Below are 25,292 nucleotides of genomic sequence, written 5' to 3'. Positions count from 1 at the left end.
CATGGCCCGTTATGACGACATCTTCGAATACGACGAGAACCTCGACGGTAAAGGTCTGCGCATCGCGGTGGTGATGAGCCGCTTCAACCAGGATATCGGCGAGGGGCTGCTGTCGGCCTGCGTCGCCGAGCTGCGCCGCCTCTGCGTGGACCCGACCGACGTGCGCCTGGCCACCGTCCCCGGTGCGCTCGAACTGCCGCTCGCCCTACAGACCTTCGGTCGCACGGGGCGGTTCGATGCGCTCATCGCGCTCGGCGCCGTGATCCGGGGCGAAACCTACCACTTCGAGCTCGTCTCCAACGAGATGGGCGCCGGCATCACCCGCGTGGGTCTCGACCTGGGGTTGCCGATCGCCAACGGCGTGCTCACCACCGACACCGACGAACAGGCGCTCGCCCGCATGAGCGAGAAAGGGCGCGATTGCGCCCGCGCCGCCGTGGAAATGGCCAACCTGTGCAAAGCGATCCGATGAACGAAGAACTGCTCACCTCCGCCGAAGAAGACCGTGCCCCGCGCCGCCAGCGCCGACGGCTCGCCCGCGAACTCGCCCTCAAGGGCACCTACCAATGGCTCTTGTCCGACAACCCGCTCGCCCAGATCGAGGCGCAGCTCGCCCAGGACGAAGACTTTCCCGGAGCAGACCACGAACTGATGCTGGAGCTGTTGCGCGGCGCCGTCTCCCGCGCCGATCTCTGGCGCGCGGAACTCACCCCCTTCCTGCGCCGGCGCGTCGAAGAGCTCTCGCCGGTGGAACATGCGGTGCTGCTCATCGCCGCCGTGGAACTGCACGCCCACCCTGAGACTGCCTACAAGGTGATCCTCAATGAGGCGATCGAACTCACCAAGCGCTACGGCGGCACCGACGGACACAAGTTCATCAACGGCGTGCTCGACAAGTACGCCGCGGCGCTGCGCCCCGACGAGGTGCGCAGCGCGCGGAAGAGCCACTGAAGCGCCCCCGCGCCTAGGGAAACGCTGAATATTTCTTCAGCGTCTCCCTAGGGGTGCCGGCGGAACTGGTCCCACCAGCCCATGAAGGCATACACCAGGATGACGGTGCCGATGAAACCGATGCCGTAGATCACCCCGATCAAGAGCCAGTCGAGCGGACCACCGGCATCGGTAAAGCCCGAAGATGAGACCTTCGCCATGATCACGAGCGCGAGCACCCCACCGAGCAAACCGACCGCCTCCGACTGTACCAGGCGGCGGCTCACCAGGTGCCGCTCGCGAATCCACAGGGCGAGAAAAGCGACCACGCCCCCCACAGCCAGCAGCAACAGCACCCACAACCAGATGCCCAGCATCTCCTGGAACACGGCCAGGATCACCAGCGGATCGAATTCTTTCATTGCCTTCCCCCTTCCCGCAAGCGCCTTTCAGGCGCGGCCTCGTAGCATCGCCACATAAGTCGGCTTGAGCGCCATCGTTTTCATCACCCAGGTCACCCATAGCTCTTCGAGCGGTGCCACGACCCCCGGAAACGAAGGCACCAGGTTGTTCTCGTAATCAAACTCCACCAGCATTGCGCGCCCCAGCCGCGTGATCAGGGGGCAGGACGTGTAGCCTTCATAGCGTTGCTCGCTCTTGCCTCCGGCCAGATCGGCGAGCAGATGATCCACCGCCACCGGCACCTGCCACTTCACGCTCGCCGCCGTCTTGCCCTTGGGCACCCCGGCCACGTCCCCCACGCCGAAGACGTTGGGAAAGCGCTTGTGGCGCAAGGTGGCGCGGTCGACCTCCATCCAACCGTCGGCGGCAAAGTCCCCCGTCTGCCAGGCCAGAGGGCTGAATCGCACGGGGTCGGGCGCACGCATCGGCGGAATGACATTGATGAAATCGTAGGGCTGCTCCACCTTGCCCTGCGGCGTGGTGAACACCGCGATGCGCCGCCCGATGTCGATGCCGGTGAGCACGTGGTCGTAGCGCGTCTTGATGCCGCGCTCGCGAAAGAGCATGCGCACTTTTTCGCTGACGATGGGCACGCTGAACAAGGCTTTGTTGTGCGCGTGATAGATGAGCTCGGCCTTGCCGCGGGTGCCGCGCCGGCGGAAATAATCCTCGGTGATGAAGGTATGCTTGAGCGGAGCGCCGGCGCACTTCATCTCGGTGGCCGGACGGCAGAACACGCCCACGCCGCCGCGGCGGGTGAAATCGTCGACCAGAGCCCAGGTGGCCGCAGCCGCAGCCGGACTGAGATAGACGCTGCCCAGGCCATCCTTGCCGATGCGCGACACGTCCATGCCTTCGAGCGCGTCGTAATCGAGTTTGAGGCCAGCGGTCACGATGAGATAGTCATAATTTATCGTCTTGCCCGAACTCGTGACCACGCGATTGCCTTCCGGATCGAACTCGGCCACGGATTCCTCGAGCAGCTCGACGCCACGCGGCACGAAGTCGGCCGTGCGGCCAACCACGACGTAATCCTGCGGCTTGATGCCGGCGGCCACCAGGGTGTAGCCGGGCTGATAGAGGTGCTCCTTGCGCGCGTCGATGAGGGTGATCTTGGCCCCATCGAGCCGAGCCGCAAGACGGGCTGCCGCGGCAAGCCCGGCGGCGCCCGCCCCGGCGATCACGATGCGCGCCGAGCTCTTCAAGCGCTCGGCGGCCTGAACGGAGCGCAGCGGCACGGCGGAAAGCAGCACCCCGCCCAGTCCAAGCGACAGAAATCTGCGCCGGTCGCCGTGCACGCCGACGCGGGCCCCGAACTCCTCCAAACGTTCATCGTCTTTCATCTTCCCCTCCTTCGTGCGAACGAGTTTTTTCACCATCCATTGTAGGACAATGATGCCATTATTTTTATTTTTTAATGCCATAGGGTCGTAACGCCCACTCACTCCGGCGCCGGCACCTCGATGAGGAAACGGAACAACGGCCCGTGCTGCTCCACCGCCAGGCAATGATAGCCATGGCGCGTAGCATCTTCGGGGATGCCATGGAACGATTGCGAACCATCGGTCACCAACTCCATTCCTGCGGATTCAGACCAAACCAGGCAAGCACATGGCCGCCCCAGCGGGTGAATTCGCCGGTGACGGCCCAGAAGGTGCCAGTGAGGGCAAAATAATAGGCCGAAGCGACCCCCAACGCGACGAGCGTGGGGATCGGCGGCCAAAAATTGACGAAAAACCGTTGACGCAGCGAGGAGGACATGGGCGCTTCCCCTTCCCGAGGGAGAAGGGCTCTATTCTATCGCCCCTTGGCTTCGCGGCAAGCGATGATCGTATGCTCAGCGATCGCGGCGGCGACGCCCCCAGCCCTCGCCGTCACGCTGGGGATGGTGGTCTTTGTTGCCCCAGCTGCCGCGCGGCTTGCGCTCGCCGGACACGCCCAAGGTTTGGCGCGCCCCCTCGTCACCCCGCACCCGGCGCTCGAATTCCGAGCGCGGCGCCGTCTCGCCGTACGCACGCGGGGCCGCCGCTCGTTCCTGCCGGCCTTCGTGGCTGCGGGGGGAATCGCCCCAACGACGGGGCGAATCCTCGCTGCGCCGCGGCGCGGTGGTACGCGAACCGGAGGGCTTGCCGCTGCGCGGACCCTCGAAGCCGCCGCGGCCAGCGCCAGCCGGACGGCGCGGCGCGCGCGGTTCCAGCCCTTCGATCACGTGCTCGGCCAAGCGGCGGCCGGTGAAGCGCTCGATCGCCCCGATGGTGCGCATCTCGTTGGGGTGTGTGAGGGTGATCGCCACGCCGCTGCGCCCTGCCCGGCCGGTCCGGCCAATGCGGTGCACGTAGTCTTCGGCCTGGCGCGGCGGATCGAAGTTGATCACGTGGCTGATGCCGGCCACGTCGATGCCGCGCGCGGCCACGTCGGTGGCCACCAGCACCTGCACCTCGCCGCGGCGCAGCCGGTCGAGCGTGCGCGTGCGCGCGCGTTGGTTCATATCGCCGTGCAAAGCCGCCGCGCGCATCCCCCAGCCGACCATGCGTTCGGTGAGCTCCTCGGCGCTGCGCTTCGTTGCCGTGAAGACCACCGCCTGCTGCAGCTCGCCATCGCCCAAGATTTTTTCCAGCAGACGATGCTTGTGTTCGAAGCCGTCGATGAGCATGAGACGCTCCTCGATCTTGGCTTCCTGCACCGGCGTCGTGGTGATTTCGATGCGCTGCGGCTCATGGGTGAGCGAGAGCGCGAGCCGCCCCACCACCCCGTCGAGCGTGGCGGAGAAGAGCAGCGTCTGGCGCGAAGCAGGCAGGGATTCGGCGATGGCACGGATGTCGTCGATGAAGCCCATGTCGAGCATGCGGTCGGCCTCGTCGAGCACCAAGGATTCGATCCCGTCGAGCGACACGGTTCTCTGCTGCATGTGATCCATCAGGCGGCCGGGCGTGGCCACGATCACGTCCACCGGGCCGGAGAGATCACGGCGCTGCGGGCCGAAGGGCATGCCCCCCACCAGCACCACGGTCTTGAGGCGGCGCAGGCCGCGGCCATAGGTGCGGAAGGATTTCTCCACCTGCTGCGCGAGCTCGCGCGTGGGAGTGAGCACCAGCACACGGGCCGAGCGGCCGGCGTGGCGCCGCGGCAGCGCCAGGCGCGCCAGAAGGGGCAGCGCGAAGGCCGCGGTCTTGCCGCTACCGGTGTGCGAGGAGACGAGCAGATCGGCCCCGGCGAGCACGGCCGGGATGGCACGCGCCTGTACCTCGGTGGGCGTCGTGTAGCCGCTTTGCGCCACGGCGGCGACGAGCGCCTCCGGCAGGCCCAGGTCGGCGAAGGAAAGGGAAGGAGTCGTTGCGGTATTTTCGGTCATCATGAGTCCAGTTTCGGAGTCGGAAAAGCCGCCTCCGCCGCCGGATGGCAGCGGCACGGCGAGTTACCGTCGAATGCGCGGGCGCCCGCCCGAAACCCGGAAACGAAGACCGAGGCCGCCGTGGAATACGGCGTCAGGAGCAGCGCGACGAAGATTCACGCAAGCGCGACGGGGCTGTGGCGACAGTCCCCAGGAGAAGCGGATCGTACGATCCAGAGAAATTCCATCGACTGTGTGGCACAACTTTTACAATCATAGCACAGGCTACTTCCATGATGCAAGAAAAATTTCGTCCTTCGCTGATCCAACGCCGAGGCGACGATCCAGGGAATGATGCGGGCAGTGCGCGGATCGAGCGTGGCCGTCAAGGCAACCCCCCAAAAAGAACGGCCCGCGGTGGTGCGCACCGCAGGCCTTCGCGCGCGGGTGAACCGCGCAGCGGGCATCACTTACCGGCGATGCGTTTCTTCAGCGCTGCGCCGGGCGAAAACTTCGGCACCTTGGTGGCCGGAATTTGGATGGCGGCACCGGTTTGCGGGTTGCGGCCGGTGCGAGCTCCGCGCTCGGCCACCTCGAAGGAGCCAAAACCGGTAAACACCACCTTCTCCCCCTGCTCCAAGCGCTCGGCGATCAACTCTAGCACCGCGCCGAGCGCCCGCTCGGCTTCGGCACGGCTCGATCCCAGCGCATCGGCCAACGCTTCGACGAATTCACCTTTGTTCATCGCATACCTCGCTATTTTGGTTGAAATGAAAAAATGGATGAGCCGCTGCTCAGCCAACTCTACCGCATCGTGCCCCCCCACCTTTCGCACGTACGCGCTATTCTGCCGCAAAATCGGGCCTGTGCGTCAAATGATGCTGGATCCCACGAAAGATTTCATGACGAATCGGGGGCGATCTCAGCGAAACACGATGGTTTTGTTGCCATGGACCAACACCCGGTCCTCGATGTGGTAGCGCAATCCGCGCGAGAGCACCGTCTTCTCGATGTCTTTGCCGTAGCGCACCATGTCGTCCACCGTGTCCGAATGATCGACGCGAATGACGTCCTGCTCGATGATCGGTCCCTGGTCGAGCTCCTCGGTGACGTAATGACAGGTGGCGCCGATGAGTTTCACCCCCCGCTCCCAGGCCTGGTGGTAGGGCCGCGCGCCGACGAAGCTGGGCAGAAAGCTGTGGTGGATGTTGATGATGCGCGCCGGGTAGGCACGGCACAGTTCGGGGGGCAGGATCTGCATGTAGCGCGCGAGCACCATCACGTCGCCCCCCACCTCTTCGAAAATGCGCCGGATCTCGGCGAAAGCCGCCGGCTTGTTGTCCGGCGTCACCGGCACGTGCAGGAAGGGAATACCGTGCCACTCGACGAAACCGCGCAAATCTTCGTGATTCGAAATCACGCAGGGAATATCCACGTCGAGCTCGTGGCTGTGCCAGCGCGACAGCAGATCGTAGAGACAATGCTCCTGGCGTGAGACGAGGATGACGACGCGTTTCTTCACCGCCGAGTCGCTGATGTGCCAGTCCATCTCCAGCGATTCGGCCAGAGGGGTGAATCGCTCGCGCAATTCGGCCAACAAGAGCGGCATGCTGTCGGCACGGATCTCGAAACGCATGAAGAAACGGCCGCTCGGCGCCAATGGCCCCGGTGGCTCCGCGTGCAGGTTGGTCTCGAGGATCCAGCCGCCATGTTCGGCGATGAAACCGGCCACCTTGGCCACCAGCCCGACCCGGTCGGGGCAGGAGGCGGTGAGCGTATAACGCCGCTCCTTGCTCATCGCGCCGACTCCCGCAGCCGGGCGAAGGATTCGTCGATCAGGGTACGCAGCGCGGCATAATCGGTGACGTGGGGAAATTGGGGAAATTCGCGCACGACGTTTTCCGGGGCGCGAAAGAGGATGCCGGCGTGCGCTTCGCCGAGCATGGTCGTGTCGTTGTAGGAATCCCCGGCGGCCACGACGCGGAAATTGAGCGCCTTGAGGTGGTGCACCGCCTCCTGTTTTTGATTGGGCAGGCGCAGGCGGTAATTCACCACGCGACCGGTTTCGTCCACTTCCAGCGAATGGCAAAAAAGGGTGGGCCAGCCGAGCTGGCGCATCAAGGGGCGCGCGAATTCCTGGAAGGTATCGGAGAGTAGGATCACCTGATAGCGCTCGCGCAGCGCGTCCAGGAAGGCTTTGGCGCCGGGCAGGGGCGTCATCGAAGCGATCACCGCCTCGATGTCCGGCAGACGCAGGCCGTGGCGCTCCAGGAGCGTCAGACGATAGCGCATGAGTTTGTCGTAATCTGGCTCGTCGCGCGTGGTGCGCCGGAATTCGGCGATCCCCGTGCGCTCGGCGAACGCGATCCAGATTTCGGGGATCAGCACCCCTTCGACATCGAGGCAGACGAGTTCCATGTGACGACTCCCGGATACCAAAAACGTACGAGACAACGGGGCATTCTACCCGATTCACCCTCCCCACGAGCGCAGCAGGGTCAAACCGAGGGCGCAGGCCGCCACGCCGGCGAGAATGGGCGCGACGAAGCCGCCGAAGCGGCGCTGCACCGCCAGCGCCGCGCCCAAACCGAGCAGTTCGGGTAGCCAGCCGCCCGCTCCGTAACCGCGCACGTCGCCGATCACCGACACCCCCAGCAAGGCGGCGATCAACATCGGCCCGAGGAGTTGTAGGGCGCGAAACACCTTGCCCGCCGGGTCGAGCCGGCGCGCCCCGATGAGCGGCAAGGCGCGCAGGGCATAGGTCCCCAGGCCGATCGCCAAGAGCATCAAGAGGATTTCCGTGCGCATCGCACCTCCCCGATTCCTGCCAGGAGCGCACCGAGCACCGCCGCGAGCAGTAGCCCCAGCGCCGCGTGCTGCGCCCAGGCGAAGGCGGCGGCCAAAGTCACCGTCACCAGGATCGCCCCGCGCCGCGGCGCCTGGGCATGGGGTAGCAGCAGGACGAGGAAGAGCGCCGACAGGGCGATCGGCAAAGATTCGGCGAGCAGCGGCAAATGAGCGCGGATCCAGTCGCCCGCGAGCGCCCCGGCCGCGCTCGCGCCCACCCACGACCCATAGGCCATGACCTCTACCCCGGCGAGCCAGAGGGGACGCTGGGCGGCCGGCTGTTGCGGCAATCGTCCCAGGGCCACGGCGAACACCTCGTCGGTGAGCCCGAAAGCCAGACCGGCCAAGCGCGATGGAGCCGCCGGCAGATAGGCGGCGATCGCCGGACCGTAGAGTGCATGGCGGGCATTGAGCAGCAGGCAGAGACCGACGGTCAGCACCATCGGCGTGCCTGCCGCGAGCAGCCCCACCAGCATGAATTGCGCTGCTCCCGAATAGACGATGAGCGAGGTGAGCGTGGCTTCCATCGCGCTCATCCCCTGCTGCGTCGCCACCACCCCGAAGGTCACCCCCACCGGCAGATAACCCAGGGCGATGGGAATTCCATCCCGCAGACCTCGTCGCCAAGGTGCTTGCATACCATTCCCCTTTTCCTCCGAAGGAGTAAAATATTTCATTCTTCCATCGTTCATCTCTTCCATGAGCCGCTCTCTCGCGTTCATCGGCCTGTTCATCCTCGGACTGTCCGCCGTCGCCGCCACCGTCGCCACCACCGACGACGAGGTCAAACGCATGCGCGAAGAAGCGCGGCAGCTGCGCCGCGAGGCCGACGAGGTCGTCAACCGCGCCCGCATCGAGTGCCAGAAGCGCTTCCTCGTCAACGCCTGCATCGACGAAGCCCACGAGAAGCGCCTCGAGATGCTGCAAAAGGCCCGCCAGCTCGAAATCCAGGCCCGCCAGATCGAGATCGAGCGCAAGAAAGAAGCCAAAGAGGCGCGCGAACGCGAACAGGCGGAAAAACAGGGAACTTCTACTGAACCGGCGCCGAACGCTCCAACGCCTCCCCTTCCGGAATCCGCCCCTCCGGCAGATCCAGGGGTTCCGGCCTCACTACAGTGATCACCCACCACGCTTGAGGGCGCGCAGCTTCGCCCGATCCACCGCGTCCCCGCGCACGCGCGGCTCACGCCGTTCGCGTTTGCGTGCCACCGCTTCTTGCCGCCGCGCGAGGCTCTCCGGATCCTCTTCGTAGAGAAGCCGAGCCTCGCTCGCCGGGCCTCGCCGGGCCGAGATCGCCAGGACCGTAATTTCCCAGGTGTACTCGCCAATGGTGATCGTGAGTCGCTCACCCGGCTTCACCTCGTGCGAGGGCTTGGTCCGCGCCCCCTGCACCTTGACGTGACCGCCCTCGATCGCCTCCTGCGCGAGCGTACGCGTCTTGAAAAACCGCGCCGCCCACAGCCATTTGTCCAGGCGCACCCGCTCCCTGGCATCGCCGGCCGCTTTCCGTCCGTTCATCGATTCACCCCAGCCACGGCAAGACCACCGCCGTCACCACCCCATTGAGTCCCATGCCCAAGGCGGCGAAGGCGCCGGCCATGGGATCGATCTGCATGGCGCGGGCCGTGCCGATGCCGTGGGTGACCACGCCCAGCGCCAGACCCTTGGCCGCGGAAGAGCGCACCCGCATGAGCGCGAAGAGCAGCGGCCCGAAGAGCGCTCCGAGGATGCCGGTGAGGATGACGAACACCGCCGCGAGCGCCGGGATGCCGCCCATTTGCTCGCTCACCGCCATGGCGATCGGGCTCGTCACCGACTTGGGTGCGAGCGTGCGCAGCATGGTCGCGTCCAACCCCAGCGCGGCCCCAAGGGCCACGGCGCTGCCGGCGGCCGTCACCGAGCCGACCACGAGCGCCGCGGCCACCGCCTTGGCGTGGGCCGCCACGCGGCGGCGCTGGTGAAAGAGCGGGATCGCCAGAGCCACCGTCGCCGGCCCCAAGAGAAAGTGGATGAACTGGGCCCCGGCGAAATAAGCCGGATAAGGCAGGCCGGACCACAAGAGCAGCGCCCCGAGAATAGCGATGCTCCAGGCGACGGGATTGAGCAGGGGATGCAAGCCGCTTCTCCGATGCACCCATTCCCAGACGAGATACACCACCAGCGTGACCGTGAGACTGAAGAGCGGGGTGGCCGACAGATACACCCAGAGCTCGCGCCAGGGCGCGATCGCCTCAAAAGGCATCTTCCCCTCCCGCCAGCCGTTCGAACACCCAGGCCGAGACCGCCAGCCCCAGGAGCGTGCTCACCAACAGCACCACGCCGAGCACCAGCCAGGACTGCTGCAAGCGCTCCCAATGCGCGACCACCCCCACCCCTGCCGGCACGAAGAGCAGCGAGAGGTGGCGCAGCAGCGTCCCCCCTGCTTCTTCCAGCGGTTTGGGTACCCGCCCCAACGGTAAAAGGAGCGCGAGGGCAAATACCAACCCCATCACGGGTCCGGGTACCGGCCAATGAAAGAACCGCACCACCACTTCACCTGCGAGCTGCAGTGCCAGCAAGGCCGTGAGACCCCACAGCATGTGATCGACTCCATCGCGTGCGGCACCTCGGGCCGCGGTCTTCCCATTCTAGCGAAAACCGTTCCCGCGAGGCGGACACATTTGCCCATGGCCGCCCTGCTCGATCCTTCCCTATGGATCGCTCGTCATCACCCTCACCGCGCTCGAGATCGTGCTCGGCATCGACAACGTCATCATGATCGCCGTTCTCGTCAGTCGCCTGCCACCGGAGCGGCAACCCACCATCAAATGCTCGCGCTGAGCTTTCTCGGGGTGATCGGCGCACTCTTCTTGATCGCCGAGCGTTTCGGTTTGCACGTGCCCAAGGGCTACGTCTATTTCGCCATGGCTTTTTCGCTCGGCGTCGAGATGCTCAACCTCCGCATGCGGCAAAAAATGTCACCAAAACCGGTGAAACTGCATCCGCCGCGCGAAGCGGTACTCACCCGAGAGGACGAGACGGAAAGGGCGACGGCGGCAGACAAGCGGCCGGGAAAGCCTCCGCCCCCCTTCGCTGATTCAGCGCACGAGTGCCGGGCTGCGCGGCAAGGCGCAGGCCGCTTCGTATTCGCGCGCGAGCCGCTCGACAAGCGTCGCCGTCGGGACCACTTCGTGGATGAGCGACACGCCGTACCCCGCGCTCCACACGTCGCGCCAGGCGCGCACCTCCGAACCGATGTCGTGTAGTTTGCCCTTGCCCGAGAGTTGCTGCAGCTTCTCGGGTGTGAGCCCGGCTGCCTCCAGGCTGGGCTGGAGAAAATTGGCATTGACCCCCGAGATCGCGTCGGTATAGACCACGTCATCGGCGCGCGCCTGCAACAGCATCTCCTTGTACGGCTGGGGCGCCATCGACTCCTCGGTGGCGATGAAGCGCGTGCCGAGATAGGCGAAGTCGGCTCCAAGCACTTCGGCCGCGCGCACCCCGTAGCCGTCGGAAATCGCCCCGGCAAGGATCAAGGTCCCCTCCCAGAATTCGCGGATCTCGCGCACCAGGCTGAAAGGGCTCTGCGTGCCGGCATGCCCGCCTGCGCCGGCGCATACGGCGATGATGCCGTCGACGCCGGCTTCGATGGCCTTGCGCGCATGCCGCGCCCGGATCACGTCGTGGAAGACGAGCCCGCCGTAGGCGTGCACCGCCTCGACGATGTCCTTGGGATTACCCAGGCTGGTGATGACGAAGGGCACGCGGTGCGCCACGATGCAGGCCAGATCTTCCTGCAGACGGGAATTGGTGTGATGCACGATGAGGTTCACCCCATAGGGGGCGCAGGGCTGGTCGGGCTGCTCGCGGTGAAAGGCCGCCAGCGCCTCCTCGATGCGTGACAGCCAGACCTCGAGCTCGCTCGCCGGCCGGGCGTTGAGCGAGGGGAAGGTACCGGCCACGCCGGCCTGACAGCAAGCGATCACCAGCTCGGGGCCGGAGACGAGGAACATGGGCGCGGCGATCACCGGCACACGGAAACGCCCTGTGAAGGCGGCGGGAACGGGCATGGTCTTTTCTCCTGAGGGCAAAAGGGACCGCTCGATTCTAACACTCGTTCGAAAGCTATTTCAAACGATCGTTCACCTCAAATATCCCCACTGCCGCAGACGCTGCCGGGCATGAGCCGCCGCCTGACCGCGTCCGCCGGTGCGCTGCACCACCTCGGCGTAGAGGCGCGCCGCCTCCTGCCGTCGCCCCAGCCCCTCGAGCGAGACGCCGCGCAGGAAGGTGATACCGGCATCTCCCGGCAGCAGTCGGTCGTAGGCTTCCAGCGCGACCAGCGCCTCGTCGAAGCGGCGCTGCTGCAGGGCCGTCGCGGCCAACACCTTGTGCGCCTGGGCTTCCTGGGGATAGACGGAGCGGGCGTGCTCGGCATAGGCGCGCGCCTCGTCGAGCCGCCCACGCGCGAGCAGGGTCTGCGCCAGGCGCACATTGGCGGCGTAATCATCGGGCGTGAGCTTGACCGCCTCACGGAAATGCTGCTCGGCCTCGGTGAGTTTTTTCTCGCCCATCGCCTCTTCGCCGCGACCGCAACGCTCGATGGTCGGACGCAAGGTGCGCAGCGGCGCCGTCCGGTCCATGAAGCGTTCGCGCTGCACGGGAAAACGCTCGCCGTCGGCGAACTCGGTCTCGGCCAGCCATTGCGCCCGCTGTATCCGCTCCTGGGTCAGCGGATGCGTCGAAAACATCGTCTCGATCAGCCCCGGTCTGGTTTTTTCCTCCTCGAGCAAAATCTGGTGCAGCCGCACCATGGCACTGGCGGGATAGCCGGCGAGCACCATGTAGCGCTGGCCCAGGTAATCCGCCTCCCGCTCCTGCTCCCGCGAATAGGATGCGAGCAGGGCACTTGCGCCCACCGCCCCACCCTGCACCAGCCATTGCCCCCAATCGCTCCTGCTCGTGGCCGCATCGAGCGCGGTGAGCGCCACCTGCGCCAGCATCGCCTTGGCCTGCTGTTGCGCCGAATGGCGCGCATTGACGTGGCCGATCTCGTGGCCGAGCACTGCCGCGAGCTGTGCCTCGTCGTCAAGCCGCACCAGCAGGGCCCGCGTCACTCCGACCGATCCGGCGGGAAAGGTGTAGGCGTTGAGATAATTCGCGTTGAGTCCACGATACGAATATGGCAGAGACGGACGATGACTCACCGCATGCACCCGAGCACCCACCTCGCTCACATAGGCATTGACCGAAGCCTGCGGGATCGGCCCCAAGTCTTGAGAGAACTGCTGCGGGGCGAGCTGGCGATCGAGGCTGATTTCCTGCGCCTCGCTCATGCCGACGAAGATGGTCTCACCGGTGACCGGCGAAGTGGCGCACCCGGAAAAGAGCGGTGCGGTCAGACTCGCCCCCAACAGTGCGAGCGCCTGCCGTCGTGTCATCGGCCGGCGGCCGAGCGCATCAAGCGCCATCCAAGCGGTCTCGTGCATCTTGTCCTCCTGCGGCAGCAGCACGGAATCAGCTATCATCCCGCTCCATGATAGAAGAAATCCCGCCGGACGCGCTGGGGCAGGTGTTCACGCCCGAGCCCGTGGTGCGCGCCATGCTGCGCCTGCGCCGCCGCCACGGCCGCATCCTCGAGCCCGCCTGCGGTGACGGGGCCTTCCTTCGCCACCTCGAAGCCGACGCCCTCGCCTGCGAGCTCGACCCCCGCGTCTGTCCGCCGCGGGCGCGCTGCCTCGACTTCTTCGCCCTGCCCGAGCACGAAACCTTCGCCACCATCATCGGCAACCCCCCCTACGTGCGCCGTCGCGACGTACTGCCAGAGACCGCCGCGCGGCTCGAAAGCCGCCTGCTCGACGGCCACGCCAATCTCTACCTGCATTTCATCGAGAAGGCCGTGCGCCACCTCGAACCCGGCGGCGAGCTCATCTTCATTACCCCGCGCGATTTCCTCAAGGCGACCGCCGCCCGGCGGCTCAACCGCTGGCTGCTCGCGGAAGGCAGTTTCACCGAAGTGATCGACACGGGCGATGCGCGCCTCTTTGCCGGCGCCGTGCCCAATTGCCTCATCTGGCGCTTCGAGCGCGGCCGGCGCGCACGCACGCTGCGCTACGCCGAGCTGGGACGTGAACCCGGCTGGCAGGAACGGCTCGCCGCGCTCACCGCCGTTCTGCCTGTTACTGACGACGAGATCCCGCCACCGTGGGAAGCGCGCACCGTGCTCGAACACGACGGGCACCTCGCCTTCGTGCGCGACACGTATCCCCTGCGCCTGTCGCAGATCGCCCGAGTGTGCGTCGGTGCCGTCTCCGGGGCGGACGAGATCTACGCCGACCCCCGCTGGGCGAACCGCGCATTCGTCTGTTCCTCCACCGTGCGCGATGGCCGCACTCGGCCCATGCGCTTCGTGCGTCCCGGCGAGCCGCCACCTCCGGAACTGATTCCCTTTCGCGAACGGCTACTCGCGCGGCGCGTTCGGGATTTTGATGAGAATAACTGGTGGGAATGGGGGCGCTACCATCGCGAGAGCGACGCGCCGCGGGTGTACGTAAACGGCCGCACCCGCGCTCCGCGCCCCTTCTTCGTCCATCCTTGCCGGGATTGGGACGGCAGCGTGCTGGCGATCTTTCCCCACGACCCGAACCTCGATCCTGCCAAGCTCGCCGCCGCGCTCAACGACGAAGTCCCCTGGGCCGAACTCGGCTTCGTGTGCGACGGGCGCTTCATCTTCTCGCAGCGCAGCCTGGAGCGCGCGCCGCTGCCCGCCTCCTTTGCCCGCTTCCTGCCCGGGCGGTGTGACGAGGCGGCGTAACCGGTACAATCGCGGACGAACTCCCCGCAAGGATGCCTCTCATGATGGTCCCCCACCTCACGACCGCCCTCAGTGGGCCGCTACTGGCCATCGAGCGCCAGTTCCTCGCAGAGCTGCCGGCGATCGAACAATGGTTCCGCGGCGGTTTCAGCGAGCATACGCCTCCTTTCTATGCCTCCACCGACCTGCGCAACGCCGGATTCAAACTCGCGCCGGTCGATCTCAATCTCTTTCCCGGCGGCTTCAACAACCTCTCCGACGACTTCCTGCCCTTGGCGGTACAGGCGACGCAAGTGGCGATCGAGCGTGTCTGTCCCGAAGCCAAGCGCCTGCTCCTCATACCCGAGAACCACACGCGCAACCGCTACTACCTGCTCAACGTCGCTCGCCTGCAGCGCATCCTGAGGCTAGCCGGCCTTGAAGTGCGCATCGGCTCGCTGCTGCCCGAGATCACCGCCCCGACCGCGCTCGAAGCGGCCGAAGGCGAGCACGTGCTCGTCGAGCCCTTGGTGCGCCGCGGCAACCGGCTGGGGCTCGCCGACTTCGACCCCTGCGCCATCCTGCTCAACAACGACCTCTCGGCTGGCGTGCCGCCGATTCTACGCGGCCTCAGCGAACAGAACGTGATTCCGCCCCTGGTGGCCGGCTGGCATACTCGACGCAAATCACACCACGCCGAGATCTACGCTCGCGTCGCCACCGACTTCGCCGAGGCGATCGGCCTCGATCCCTGGTACCTCGTCCCGGCGCACCGGGTCGTATCCGGTTTGGATTTCCAGAGCAAGGAGGGCGAAGACCGGCTCGCCGACACCGCCTCCGAGCTCTTCGCCGAGATCCGCGCAGCCTACGCCGCCCGCGGCATCGACCAAGAGCCTTTCCTCGTGGTCAAGGCCGACGCCGGCACCTACGGCATGGGCGTGATGACGGTCAAGGATCCGGCTGAGCTGCGCGAACTCTCGCGGCGGCAGCGCAACAAGATGGCCAAAGTGAAAGAAGGGCTGGAAGTCCACCAGGTGATCGTGCAGGAAGGCGTGCCCACCTTCGAGCGGCTCGGGGAGGCGGTGTGCGAACCGGTCGTCTATATGATCGATCACTACGTCGTGGGCGGTTTCTACCGTATGCACACCGAACGCGGCCCCGATGAAAATCTCAATGCGCCGGGCATGCACTTCGAGCCGCTGCGCTTCGCTTCGAGCTGCTCGCTGCCCGATTCGGGCCTCGCTCCCGACGCCGAACCCAACCGTTTCTACGCCTACGGCGTGGTGGCGCGCCTGGGCCTGCTCGCCGCCGCCATCGAGATCGAAGAGCTCGTCACCCGTTTCGAAGAACAAGGAGAAGCGGCATGAAACTCGCGTTTCTCGTCGACCCCCTGGGCAAGCTCAAGGTGACGAAAGACTCCTCCATCGCCATGATGCGCGCCGCCCAGGCACGCGGCCACGAAGTCTGGACCTGCCAGCGCGAGGGGCTCGAGTGGGAAGAAGGCGCCGTGTGGCTCACGGCCCAGCTCGTCGCACTCACCGGGGGCGGGGCCGGCGCCTGGTATGAGATCGTCTCCGAAGCGCGGGTGCGCGCCGACGAGTTCGACGCCATCCTCATGCGCCAGGACCCCCCGTTCGACTTCGAGTATCTCACCGCCACCTGGTTGCTCGAGCGCGCCGAAGCACAGGGCGCCCGCGTCTGGAATCGACCGCGGGCGATCCGCGATCATTCTGAGAAACTATCCATCCTGGAATTTCCCCGGTTCACGCCGACCACGATCGTCGCGCGCGATCCGCAGCGCATCCACGCCTTCATCGACGCCCAGGGCGACGTGATCCTCAAGCCGCTCGACGGCATGGGCGGCAGCCAGATCTTTCGCGTGCATCGCGAGGATCACAACCGTTACGCCATCGTCGAGACCCTGACGCACCACGGGCACCGCACCATCATGGCCCAGGAATACCTTCCGCAGATCCGCGACGGCGACAAACGGGTGCTCTTGATCGCCGGCAAGGTGATGCCGTATGCGCTCGCCCGTATCCCCAAACCCGGCGAGACGCGCGGCAACCTCGCCGCGGGCGGACGCGGCGTGGCCGTGCCCCTCACCGCAGCCGAGCGGGAAGTGGCCGAAGCGCTCGCCTCCGTCTTGTGGCAGCGCGGCCTCTTGATCGTGGGGCTCGATCTCATCGGCGGACGGCTCACCGAGATCAACGTCACCAGCCCCACCTGCATGGTGGAGATCGCGGCCCAGACCGGCTTCAGCGTGGCCAATGAAGTGATCGCGGCGCTCGAGCGCCTTGCCGCCGCCTGAGCACGGCAGCGCGCCTCACAGCGTGCTGCGTCCCATGCGGCGCAGCACAGCCTTCTCCGCTTCGACCACGGCGAAAGCCGCCAGCGCCCCGACGAGCGCGTAGATCCAAGCAAAGGCATCGAGCGCTTCGGTGCGAAAGAGCATCTGGAACGGAGGGGCATAGACGAAGGCCAACTGCAACAGCGCCAGCACCCCGATCACCGGCCACAGCGCCGGATTGCCCCGAAAAACGTCCACGCTCCAGCCGCTCGCGACGAAGCGTCGGCAGTTGAACAGATACATCACCTCGGCGCACACCAAAGTGTGCGTGGCCGCCGTGCGGGCGAAATCCTCGCCGAGCTCGCGGACGAGGGCAAGGCCGTAAGCGCCATAGCTCAAGAAACAGATCAACGCGCCGATGAAGGCGAGGCGCCATGCCATCGTCCCTGTCACCAAGGGCTCGACCGGCGGGCGCGGCGGACGCTGCATCACGGTCGGCTCCGGCGACTCGAACGCCACGGCGATCGCCAGCGTCACCGTCGTCACCAGGTTCACCCAAAGAATCTGCGTGGCCGAGATCGGCAGCGACCAACCCACCGCCAGCGCGATCGCCACCACCAGCGCCTGAGCCACATTCGTCGGCAACACGAAGAGCAGCGCTTTCTTGATGTTGTCGTAGGCGACCCGCCCCCAGCGCACGGCCGCGGCGATGGTGGCGAAGTTGTCGTCGGCGAGCACCATGGCCGAAGCCTGACGTGCCGCGTCGGTGCCGCGGCGGCCCATGGCCACGCCGATGTCGGCCGCCTGCAGCGCCGGCGCGTCGTTGGCCCCGTCGCCGGTCATGGCCACGATGTGACCCTGCCCCTGCAGTACACGCACGAGGCGCAGCTTGTGCTCCGGCGCAGCCCTGGCGACGACGTCGGTCTCGACGATGCGCCTTCCCAGGACTGCGTCGTCGAGTTGCTCGATCTCCGTGCCGGTCAGGGCCGTGTCGGCACGCAGCCCCAGCATGCCGCCGATGGCCCGCGCCGTCACCGGATGATCGCCCGTGATCATCACGACGCGGATACCGGCCTCGTGGCACTCGCGGATCGCATCCTTCGCCTCCGGCCGCGGTGGATCCTCGAGCCCCACCACCCCCAGTAAGGCGAACCCTTCGTCGATGTCCTCGTAGCGCAGCGTTTCCTTGGGCTCAGGCAAGCGTTTCCAGGCCAGCGCGATCATCCGCCGCCCCTTGGCCGCTTCCTCCATCAAACGCTCTTCCCAACTCGCCACGTCGAGCGGCTGCCCGTCGGCATCGTGGAGACAGTGCGCCAGCACCACTTCGGGCGCGCCTTTGAGCAGGATCACGTGGTTGCCGTGATGGTCATGATTGAGGGTGGCCATCCAACGCCGCTCGGATTCGAACGGGATCAGATCGACCCGCGGCCAGCAGCCGTGCTCACGCTCCGGATCCAAGCCGGCCTTCAGCGCCATGCTCAAGAGGGCGATCTCGAGCGGATCCCCCTCGCCATGCCAGTTCCCCTCGGCATCCGTATGCAATGTAGCGTCGTTGCACAGCAGCGCCGCCCGTGCGAGCCGCACCAACCCGCGCACGCTCTCCGGCGGACGAGGCCGTCCGCCGCGCACGAATTCCCCCACCGGCTCGTAGCCCGAACCCGTCACCTCCACGGCATCGTGTGGCAACAACACCGAGGTCACGGTGAGCTCGTTGCGCGTGAGCGTGCCGGTCTTGTCGGTACAGATCACCGTCACCGAACCGAGCGTCTCCACCGCCGGCAAGCGGCGCACGATGGCCCGGTGCTGCGCCAGCCGCTGCCCGCCGATCGCCAGGATGATGGTGACGATCGCCGGCAACCCTTCCGGAATCGCCGCCACCGCGATACCGACCACCGCGAGGAAGATCTCGTCGACCGCCTGCCCCAGCCCCCAATAAGCCCAAGCGAAAAGCAGGGCCGACAGTGCCACGATCACCACCGCCGTTGCCTGGGCAAATCGCGTCAAGCGGCGGGTGAGGGGCGTCTCCAGTCGCGTGACGGTGGCCACCAGCTCGCCGATGCGCCCGAGCTCGCTGTCCCCGCCGGTGGCCACCACCACGCCCAGACCCTGACCCCGCACCACCGTGGTGCCGCTGTAGGCCATGCATCGCCGCTCGGCGAGCGGCGTCGCCTCATCGACGGGCTCCGGGTTTTTCTCCACCGGCAAGGATTCTCCCGTGAGCGCGGCCTCGTCCACGGCCAACTGGCGCGCGGAGACGAGGCGCAGATCTGCCGGCACCACCATCCCCGATTCGAGAAAAACGAGATCGCCCGGCACCAGTTCCTCGGCAGCGATCTGATGCCGTCGCCCGTCGCGGACCACCACCGCGGTTCTGGCCAGCATCGACTTCACCGCCGCCAACGCCCGCTGCGCCTTGCCCTCCTGGATCGCGCCCAGCACCGCCGAGACGATCACCACCGCAAAAATCACCGCTGCATCGATCCAATGCTCGAGGTACGCCGTGATCACTCCAGCCACGAGCAGCACATAGATCAAAGGATTGTGAAACTGGCGCAGCAAGCGCAACCACGCCGGATCGGGTGGAGCCTCCGGCAAACGGTTCGGACCATGAACGGCCAGACGACGTTCGGCCTCGGCCCGGGCCAGGCCGCGCTGCAGATTCGTCGCCAACTGCTCGGCCACCTCCGCCGGCGACTGGGCATGAAAAGGTTTGTTCCTTCGGTTCATGGACGTCATCGCGGAACTCGACACAAAGGGACGGTGCGATGCAGCATACCATGAATGAAGGGTCGCCCAAAAACCCACGAATCGACTGCGCAGGCGGCTCCGCTGCCAGGGCAGCGAGAAAAACCGTCGCGAGCGATTGCAGGGCAAGGCGCCCGGAGCGCGGGATGCGAGACCCGTCACTTGGATGCGCGAGCCTCCGAGCATCGAAGAACGCCGCCCTGCGGCCGCGCCGTAGGTTAGCCGGGGCGCCCGCTACTTGAACGTACCCCGCGACCAACCGCGTGCATCATGGACGCCCGGACGGAGAACGGCTCAACCGCGTCCGCCCTGCCAGGCAGCGAGCAAGAAATCGCGATAGGGAGCGAGCAGATGGATGGGCACCTCCACCACCGGCCCGCCTAAGGTGGTACCGAGATAGCGCCCCTGCACGGCGGCATCGACCCCTGGCAAGAGCACTTCCACCGGAGCGTTGGCCTTGAGCCGCAAATTGCGCTGCGACTCGTCGAAAAAAACCGAGCCGTGGGTGAAATTGAGCTGTGCCTCGGTCTCGAGCGGCTCATCGTTGGGCCGCACGCCGCGCACCACGACAGGGGCCAGGCGCACGTCGTTGCATACCTTGAGCGCCTGGGTGCGGATGCGCTTCTCCAGCTCATCTTCGGAGAGAAAAGGCGCATTGCCCACGCGCGCCTCCACTTCGGCAAGCTCCTCGTCGGTGAGGTGCGGCGCGGCGCGCACGAGGAGTTCCTTGGGCAGCATTTTGCCCGGCTCGCGCCGAGGACGCTCGACATCCACCCGATGCTGCAGCTTGTGGACCATGATGCCACCGCCCTGCAAACGCTTGCTGGCCACCGCCTTCAATCCCTGATGCACGACGTCTCCCAGCAACCCATCGACGACGCGTGCGAGGTCGGCACGAGGCATCTTTTGCAAGGGCTCGGGCAAAGACACTTCCAACGTATACGTGAGGATGAGGCGACTCGTATCTTTCATGGGCAAGGTAGGCGATCCAATGATCGCATGCTAGCACGACTGCGGCCCACCGACCAAGAAAAAGCCCCCGGCTCACCACCGGGGGCAACGACGTAATGCCGTCGGAGAGGAGATTTTTACAGGCGATACGCCGTCTCACCGTGTGCGGTCACGTCCAGACCCTCGCGCTCCTCTTCCTCGCTCACGCGCAAGCCTCCGGTGAGCGCTCCGGCCACTTTGAAGGCGAGGAAGGCCACCACGGCGCTCAGGACGAGCGTGACGACCACGCTATAAAACTGAACCCACACTTGATGGACGATGGAAAAATCCGCATCGCCCGTTCCGCCGAGCAGGGGTGAGGTAAAAACCCCGGTGAGCAGCGCCCCGACGATACCGCACACTGCATGGACGCCGAAGACGTCGAGCGAATCGTCGATGCCATGCCAGCGCTTGAGGGCGCTCACGCCCCACAGACCGGCCACGCCGCCAACGAGCCCCATGACGATGGCACCAATCGGACCCACCGTACCACAGGCCGGCGTGATCACCACGAGCCCGGCCACCGCGCCCGAAGCCGCTCCGAGCATGGACGGCTTGCCTTTGACGAGCGCCTCGGTTGCACTCCAGGAGAGCACCGCCGCCGCCGTGGCGAACAGCGTGTTGAGAAAAGCGATCGCCGCACCCGAGGTCGCCTCGAGGTTGGAGCCGGCGTTGAAGCCGAACCAGCCCACCCACAGGAGCGAAGCGCCCACCATGGTCAATGGCAGGGAGTGCGGTGCGAGCGCTTCACGGCCATAGCCGAGGCGCTTGCCCACGAGCATCGCCCCCACGAGCCCCGCCACGCCGGCGTTGATGTGCACCACCGTGCCGCCGGCGAAGTCGATCGCTCCCTCCTCGAGCAACCAGCCGCCCGGCCCCCAGACCATGTGGGCGATCGGCAGGTAGGAGAAGGTGAACCACAGCACCGTGAAGACCATCACCGCGGCGAACTTGATGCGCTCGGCAAATGCTCCGACGATGAGCGAACACGTGATGGCAGCGAACGTCCCCTGAAACGCGATGAAGACGTACTCCGGCAGTTTCACTTCGTCGGTGAAGGTGTCGGCGAGGCTCTCGGGCGTCACGCCACTGAGGAACACCTTGGCAAACGACCCCAGCCAGGGCATCGCCTCGGTGAAAGCAAGGCTGTAACCATAAAACGCCCACAGCACCAGCACGAGCGAAGTCACCATCAACACCTGCATGAGCACCGAGAGCACGTTCTTCGCCCGTACCATGCCGCCGTAGAAGAGCGCCAAGCCCGGCACGATCATCATCAGCACCAAGAGCGTGGCCGTCATCATCCAGGCGACGTCGCCGCGGTGCACCACCGGTGCCGTCGCGCTCGCCGCTTCCTGCGCCCACGAAGGAAGGGAGGCCGTTGCCAGGAGCGCCACTGCGCCGAGTCGTTCGATTCCGTATTTCATGATCCGTCTCCTCGTCCTAACCGTCACAACGCCGCCGCGCCGGCCTCGCCGGTGCGGATGCGAATCGCGTTTTCGAGATCGAAGACGAAGATCTTCCCGTCGCCCACCTTGCCGGTGAAAGCGGACTTCTCGATCGCCTCGAGCACCGGTTCGAGCAGCTCGTCGGCAATGGCCACTTCGAGCTTCACCTTGGGCAGGAAATCGACCACGTACTCCGCTCCGCGGTAGAGTTCCGTGTGCCCCTTCTGCCGCCCGAACCCCTTGACCTCGGTCACCGTGAGCCCTTGCACGCCGTTCTCCGAGAGTGCCTCGCGCACCTCGTCGAGCTTGAACGGCTTGATGATCGCCATGACGAATTTCATGTTCCTTCTCCGTAGCGGGTATGCCCACCCCTACGAAGCAGGAACCGTGCCAGAAGAGAGGAAGACGAAAAAAGGACGCGGCACGAACCGCGTCCCTGCGCACGGGCGGCCCGGAATCGGGGAATCCGTACCACCGATCACAGATGGGCCAGGCCGAATCGGACCACCCCCGATGATCACTCCTCGGGACGAATGCACCGTTTCGGTGCGTCAAACGGTCGATCCGTCCACTCTGGAGCGAATCGATCCGGGTCCTTCAAAACGCCGGCACCACCGCCCCCTGGTATTTCTCGAGGATGAAGCGCTTCACCGCCTCCGAGTGCAAGGCACGCACGAGCTTCTGCATGGCCTCGCCATCTTTGTTGTCCGACCGGGCGACGAGGACGTTCACGTAGGGCGAATCGGCCCCCTCGATGACGAGCGCGTCTTTCGTGGGGTTGAGTCCGGCCTCGAGTGCATAGTTGGTGTTGATGAGGGCCAGATCGACCTGGTCGAGGATGCGCGGCAGCGTGGCCGCCTCCAGTTCCTTGAACCGCAGGCGCTTGGGATTGTCGGCGATGTCGCGCGGCGTGGCGGTGATCTTCGCCGGATCCTTGAGCGTGATGAGGCCGGCGCGTTGCAGCAGCAGGAGCGCCCGCCCGCCGTTGGTCGGATCGTTGGGAATGGCCACGACGGCGCCCTCCTTGAGCTCGTCGAGCTTCTCGATACGGCGGGAATAGGCGCCGAAGGGCTCGATGTGCACCCCCGCCACCGCCACCAGATCGGTGCCGCGATCCTTGTTGAACTCGTCCAGGTAGGGTTTGTGCTGGAAGAAGTTGGCATCCATGCGCTTCTGCGCCACTTGGATGTTGGGCTGGACGTAGTCGGTGAACACCCTCACCTCCAACTCCACCCCTTCCTGGGCGAGCATGGGTTTGACGTACTCCAGGATCTCGGCATGCGGCACGGGCGTGGCCGCCACCGACAGTTTCTCGGCCCAAGCGGTCGGAACGAGACCGAGCGAAGCGCTCAGGATCAACAGGGCGTTTTTCCATTTCATGACACTGCACTCCTTCCTTGATTGAAAAATCCGCTGCCGCCCTAGCGGCGGCTGAAACGCAGCACGAGCCGATCGCCCAGCATCTGCAACAGTTGCACGAGCACCACCAGCAGGGCCACCGTGATGACCATCACGTCGGTCTGGAAACGCTGGTAACCGAAACGGATGGCCAGATCTCCCAGGCCGCCCCCGCCGATCACTCCCGACATGGCGGCGTACGACACCAGGGTGATGGACGTGACGGTGACTCCGGCGAGGATCCCCGGCAAAGCCTCGGGCAGGAGCGCCCCGAAGACGATCTGCGGCACCGTCGCCCCCATGGCCTGGGTCGCCTCCACGATGCCCCGATCCACCTCCCGCAGCGCCGCCTCCACCAGACGGGCGAAGAGCGGCGCTCCGCCCACCACCAGCGGCGGAATGGCCCCCGGCACCCCCAGCGAGGTTCCCACCAGCACGACGGTGACCGGGATCATGACGATGAGCAGGATCACGAACGGCACGGAGCGCAGCAGATTGACCACGAAAGAGAGCACCGCATAGACGAGCGGCTGCTCCAGCAGCTGGCGCTTGCCCGTGAGAAAGAGCGCGACCCCCAAGGGCAAACCCAGCAGCACGACGAAAAAGAGCGACACGCCGACCATGACCAGCGTATCCCAGCAGGCCCGGCCGATCTCCAGCCAATCCACATTGGTCAGCCATTGCACCATCATCGCAGCACCTCCACATCCACCCCTGCTGCGGCGAACGCCCGCAGCGCCGCCTCCACGTCCCCCCCGACGAAGGAGAGAGTCAATTGACCATAAGGAACGTCCTTGATGTGATCGATGCGGCCGGCGAGGATGCTGAAATCCACCCCGCAGCGCCGCACCACCTCGCCCAACAACGGCCGGTAGGTCGACTCTCCCTTGAACGTCAGCCGTACCACGCGCCCCGCCGCGTGCTGCAGGCTCTCCTGGAATTCCTCCCTATCGACGTGCTCGCTCTCGAGCACGAATTCACGCGTCGTGGGATGGCGGGGATGGAGAAAGACCTCGCTCACGGGCCCGGTCTCCACCACCCGTCCACCGTCCATCACCGCCACGCGGTCGCACACCCGCCGCACCGCATCCATCTCGTGCGTGACGAGCACGATGGTGAGCCCCAGGCGACGGTTGATGTCGGAGAGCAGCTGCAGCACCGAGCGGGTGGTCTGTGGATCAAGGGCGCTGGTGGCTTCGTCCGACAGCAGGATGGAAGGACGACAGGCCAGCGCCCGTGCGATACCCACGCGCTGTTTCTGCCCGCCGGAGAGCTGGGCTGGATATTTGTCCGCGTGCTCGCTCAAGCCGACCAGGGCGAGCAGCTCCTCGACCCGCGCCGCGATGGCGGCCTTGGATTCCGTGCCGGCGATCTTCAAGGGAAAGGCGACGTTCTCCGCCACCGTCTTGGACGAGAGCAGGTTGAAATGTTGGAAGATCATGCCGATGCGCCGACGGAAGGCGCGCAGCTGCGCTGGCGCCAGACGGGTGACGTCCTCGCCTTCCACCACGACGCGCCCCTGGCTCGGACGCTCGAGCAGATTGACGAGACGCAGCAACGTAGACTTCCCCGCGCCGGAATGCCCTACGATGCCGAACACTTCCCCTCGTTCGATCGTCAGCCGCTCGACTTCCAGCGCGAGCGTTTCCTGCCCCCGGACGAGGTACGTCTTGCGTACGCCGTCGAATTCGATCACATCCACCGTCCTTCAGTGCAAAAAGCGGATTTTCGCATGGGAAGACGATCCTCTCTACGGGCTGAAGATTCGCGTCGTCGGTTCGCCGCTCTTTCTCGCCACGTTCAACGCCCTAGGCGCCAACCCGACGCAGATGATCTGGGCCGACGCCTTGCCGGCCATGGCGACCGGTGCCGTAGACGGTCGGGAGAATCCCCTGTCGGTGTTCAACGCCGCCAAGCTGCACACGGTGGGGCAGAAATACCTGACCCTGTGACGTCGCCGATCCGCTCATCTTCGCCGTCCACAAGAACGGCTGGAGCCCGGAAGACCGGCAACTCGTGCTGGAGGCAGCACAGCAAGCCGCGCGCGAGGAAATCGCCCGTGCTCGCCTTCCTCGGCTC

General features: G+C 65.9%; 27 protein-coding genes and 3 pseudogenes. 8 read left to right on the top strand and 22 right to left on the bottom strand.

Annotation, left to right across the window (positions count from 1 at the left end):
• The first annotated feature begins 1 nt into the window (after position 1).
• Both ribH and nusB read left to right on the top strand, forming a co-directional pair.
• Complete coding sequence (gene ribH / locus GV368_RS03235; protein WP_169115410.1) at positions 2–472, top strand: 6,7-dimethyl-8-ribityllumazine synthase; 471 nt, start codon at positions 2–4, stop codon at positions 470–472.
• Entirely contained in the window at positions 469–951 is a 483-nt protein-coding gene (gene nusB, locus GV368_RS03230; protein WP_142803993.1) for a transcription antitermination factor NusB, read from the top strand. Before ribH ends, nusB begins: the two co-directional genes overlap by 4 nt.
• Positions 952–998: 47 nt before the next feature.
• Here the strand turns inward: nusB and GV368_RS03225 are convergent, their stop codons facing one another.
• The 10 genes and pseudogenes from GV368_RS03225 to GV368_RS03185 form a co-directional block, all read right to left on the bottom strand.
• A complete protein-coding gene (locus GV368_RS03225; protein ID WP_169115409.1) occupies positions 999–1,352 on the bottom strand; it encodes a DUF5368 domain-containing protein in 354 nt (117 codons plus the stop codon).
• A gap of 27 nt (positions 1,353–1,379) precedes the next feature.
• Positions 1,380–2,735 carry an NAD(P)/FAD-dependent oxidoreductase gene (locus GV368_RS03220; protein WP_169115408.1) on the bottom strand — a complete coding sequence of 452 codons (1,356 nt, stop codon included), beginning with the start codon at positions 2,733–2,735 and terminating at the stop codon, positions 1,380–1,382.
• A 98-nt stretch (positions 2,736–2,833) separates the two neighbouring features.
• Positions 2,834–2,971: pseudogene (locus GV368_RS11490) on the bottom strand (sulfurtransferase-like selenium metabolism protein YedF); the annotation flags it as partial.
• Positions 2,962–3,153, bottom strand: a pseudogene (locus tag GV368_RS03215) (hypothetical protein); the annotation flags it as partial. The pseudogenes GV368_RS03215 and GV368_RS11490, both read right to left, overlap by 10 nt.
• A gap of 76 nt (positions 3,154–3,229) precedes the next feature.
• Positions 3,230–4,747, bottom strand: a complete 1,518-nt coding sequence (locus GV368_RS03210) for a DEAD/DEAH box helicase (RefSeq protein ID WP_206673240.1) — start codon at positions 4,745–4,747, stop codon at positions 3,230–3,232.
• Between the two features lie 442 nt (positions 4,748–5,189).
• Positions 5,190–5,468, bottom strand: a complete 279-nt coding sequence (locus GV368_RS03205) for an HU family DNA-binding protein (protein WP_169115407.1) — start codon at positions 5,466–5,468, stop codon at positions 5,190–5,192.
• Positions 5,469–5,645: 177 nt separating this feature from the next.
• Positions 5,646–6,521, bottom strand: coding sequence for a formyltetrahydrofolate deformylase (gene purU, locus GV368_RS03200; RefSeq protein ID WP_169115406.1), 876 nt, complete (start codon positions 6,519–6,521; stop codon positions 5,646–5,648).
• Positions 6,518–7,141 carry a bifunctional phosphoserine phosphatase/homoserine phosphotransferase ThrH gene (thrH, locus tag GV368_RS03195; protein WP_169115405.1) on the bottom strand — a complete coding sequence of 208 codons (624 nt, stop codon included), beginning with the start codon at positions 7,139–7,141 and terminating at the stop codon, positions 6,518–6,520. Before thrH ends, purU begins: the two co-directional genes overlap by 4 nt.
• 54 nt (positions 7,142–7,195) lie before the next feature.
• Positions 7,196–7,531, bottom strand: a complete 336-nt coding sequence (locus tag GV368_RS03190) for an AzlD domain-containing protein (protein ID WP_142804000.1) — start codon at positions 7,529–7,531, stop codon at positions 7,196–7,198.
• The gene (locus GV368_RS03185; protein WP_169115404.1) at positions 7,510–8,208 is read right to left on the bottom strand and encodes an AzlC family ABC transporter permease; all 699 of its coding nucleotides are present in this window, start codon (positions 8,206–8,208) and stop codon (positions 7,510–7,512) included. The genes GV368_RS03190 and GV368_RS03185 overlap by 22 nt, the downstream gene beginning before the upstream one ends.
• Positions 8,209–8,269: 61 nt before the next feature.
• On the opposite strand from GV368_RS03185, the gene GV368_RS03180 reads away from it, so the two are divergent.
• Positions 8,270–8,689, top strand: coding sequence for a hypothetical protein (locus tag GV368_RS03180; RefSeq protein WP_169115403.1), 420 nt, complete (start codon positions 8,270–8,272; stop codon positions 8,687–8,689).
• Here the strand turns inward: GV368_RS03180 and GV368_RS03175 are convergent, their stop codons facing one another.
• Genes GV368_RS03175 through GV368_RS03165 form a run of 3 tightly spaced genes read right to left on the bottom strand, consistent with a single transcriptional unit; the run spans position 8,690 to position 10,149 of the window.
• On the bottom strand, positions 8,690–9,088 hold the full coding sequence (locus GV368_RS03175; protein WP_169115402.1) for an RNA-binding S4 domain-containing protein: 399 nt from the start codon (positions 9,086–9,088) through the stop codon (positions 8,690–8,692).
• Positions 9,089–9,092: 4 nt separating this feature from the next.
• Positions 9,093–9,812, bottom strand: coding sequence for an LrgB family protein (locus GV368_RS03170; RefSeq protein ID WP_178086733.1), 720 nt, complete (start codon positions 9,810–9,812; stop codon positions 9,093–9,095).
• Positions 9,802–10,149 carry a CidA/LrgA family protein gene (locus GV368_RS03165; protein WP_169115400.1) on the bottom strand — a complete coding sequence of 116 codons (348 nt, stop codon included), beginning with the start codon at positions 10,147–10,149 and terminating at the stop codon, positions 9,802–9,804. Before GV368_RS03165 ends, GV368_RS03170 begins: the two co-directional genes overlap by 11 nt.
• 151 nt (positions 10,150–10,300) lie before the next feature.
• On the opposite strand from GV368_RS03165, the gene GV368_RS11720 reads away from it, so the two are divergent.
• Entirely contained in the window at positions 10,301–10,390 is a 90-nt protein-coding gene (locus GV368_RS11720; protein ID WP_385916162.1) for a hypothetical protein, read from the top strand.
• A gap of 257 nt (positions 10,391–10,647) precedes the next feature.
• Here the strand turns inward: GV368_RS11720 and GV368_RS03155 are convergent, their stop codons facing one another.
• Together GV368_RS03155 and GV368_RS03150 are read right to left on the bottom strand one after the other, a co-directional pair.
• Positions 10,648–11,619 carry an NAD(P)H-dependent flavin oxidoreductase gene (locus GV368_RS03155; RefSeq protein ID WP_169115398.1) on the bottom strand — a complete coding sequence of 324 codons (972 nt, stop codon included), beginning with the start codon at positions 11,617–11,619 and terminating at the stop codon, positions 10,648–10,650.
• Between the two features lie 72 nt (positions 11,620–11,691).
• Entirely contained in the window at positions 11,692–13,077 is a 1,386-nt protein-coding gene (locus GV368_RS03150) for a M48 family metalloprotease (protein ID WP_206673239.1), read from the bottom strand.
• A gap of 8 nt (positions 13,078–13,085) precedes the next feature.
• Between GV368_RS03150 and GV368_RS03145 the strand changes: the two genes are divergently transcribed.
• From GV368_RS03145 to gshB, 3 genes are read left to right on the top strand one after another with little or no spacing between them, the layout of a single operon-like run.
• Entirely contained in the window at positions 13,086–14,363 is a 1,278-nt protein-coding gene (locus GV368_RS03145; protein WP_169115396.1) for an HsdM family class I SAM-dependent methyltransferase, read from the top strand.
• A 44-nt stretch (positions 14,364–14,407) separates the two neighbouring features.
• Positions 14,408–15,709 carry a glutamate--cysteine ligase gene (gene gshA, locus GV368_RS03140; protein ID WP_169115556.1) on the top strand — a complete coding sequence of 434 codons (1,302 nt, stop codon included), beginning with the start codon at positions 14,408–14,410 and terminating at the stop codon, positions 15,707–15,709.
• The gene (gene gshB, locus GV368_RS03135; RefSeq protein WP_169115394.1) at positions 15,706–16,653 is read left to right on the top strand and encodes a glutathione synthase; all 948 of its coding nucleotides are present in this window, start codon (positions 15,706–15,708) and stop codon (positions 16,651–16,653) included. The genes gshA and gshB overlap by 4 nt, the downstream gene beginning before the upstream one ends.
• Positions 16,654–16,668: 15 nt before the next feature.
• On the opposite strand, the gene GV368_RS03130 is transcribed toward gshB, so the two are convergent.
• The 7 genes from GV368_RS03130 to GV368_RS03100 form a co-directional block, all read right to left on the bottom strand.
• The gene (locus GV368_RS03130; RefSeq protein WP_206673237.1) at positions 16,669–19,359 is read right to left on the bottom strand and encodes a cation-translocating P-type ATPase; all 2,691 of its coding nucleotides are present in this window, start codon (positions 19,357–19,359) and stop codon (positions 16,669–16,671) included.
• Between the two features lie 312 nt (positions 19,360–19,671).
• The gene (locus GV368_RS03125) at positions 19,672–20,349 is read right to left on the bottom strand and encodes a hypothetical protein (protein ID WP_169115390.1); all 678 of its coding nucleotides are present in this window, start codon (positions 20,347–20,349) and stop codon (positions 19,672–19,674) included.
• 116 nt (positions 20,350–20,465) lie between these two features.
• The gene (locus tag GV368_RS03120) at positions 20,466–21,794 is read right to left on the bottom strand and encodes an ammonium transporter (RefSeq protein WP_178086732.1); all 1,329 of its coding nucleotides are present in this window, start codon (positions 21,792–21,794) and stop codon (positions 20,466–20,468) included.
• Positions 21,795–21,817: 23 nt separating this feature from the next.
• Positions 21,818–22,156: a P-II family nitrogen regulator gene (gene glnK / locus GV368_RS03115; protein ID WP_142804009.1), complete on the bottom strand. Its 339-nt coding sequence runs from the start codon at positions 22,154–22,156 to the stop codon at positions 21,818–21,820.
• A gap of 256 nt (positions 22,157–22,412) precedes the next feature.
• The gene (locus tag GV368_RS03110; RefSeq protein ID WP_169115388.1) at positions 22,413–23,195 is read right to left on the bottom strand and encodes a MetQ/NlpA family ABC transporter substrate-binding protein; all 783 of its coding nucleotides are present in this window, start codon (positions 23,193–23,195) and stop codon (positions 22,413–22,415) included.
• Positions 23,196–23,236: 41 nt separating this feature from the next.
• Complete coding sequence (locus tag GV368_RS03105; protein ID WP_169115554.1) at positions 23,237–23,902, bottom strand: methionine ABC transporter permease; 666 nt, start codon at positions 23,900–23,902, stop codon at positions 23,237–23,239.
• The gene (locus GV368_RS03100) at positions 23,902–24,909 is read right to left on the bottom strand and encodes a methionine ABC transporter ATP-binding protein (protein WP_169115386.1); all 1,008 of its coding nucleotides are present in this window, start codon (positions 24,907–24,909) and stop codon (positions 23,902–23,904) included. The genes GV368_RS03105 and GV368_RS03100 overlap by 1 nt, the downstream gene beginning before the upstream one ends.
• A gap of 52 nt (positions 24,910–24,961) precedes the next feature.
• On the opposite strand from GV368_RS03100, the pseudogene dctP reads away from it, so the two are divergent.
• Positions 24,962–25,280, top strand: a pseudogene (gene dctP / locus GV368_RS11715) (TRAP transporter substrate-binding protein DctP); the annotation flags it as partial.
• Positions 25,281–25,292: the final 12 nt, after the last annotated feature.

The organism is Tepidiphilus baoligensis, from assembly GCF_012911495.1.
Lineage (GTDB): Bacteria > Pseudomonadota > Gammaproteobacteria > Burkholderiales > Rhodocyclaceae > Tepidiphilus > Tepidiphilus olei.
The sequence above is the reverse complement of the archived record's forward strand: the minus strand, read 5'-3'. Positions and strand labels throughout refer to the sequence as shown.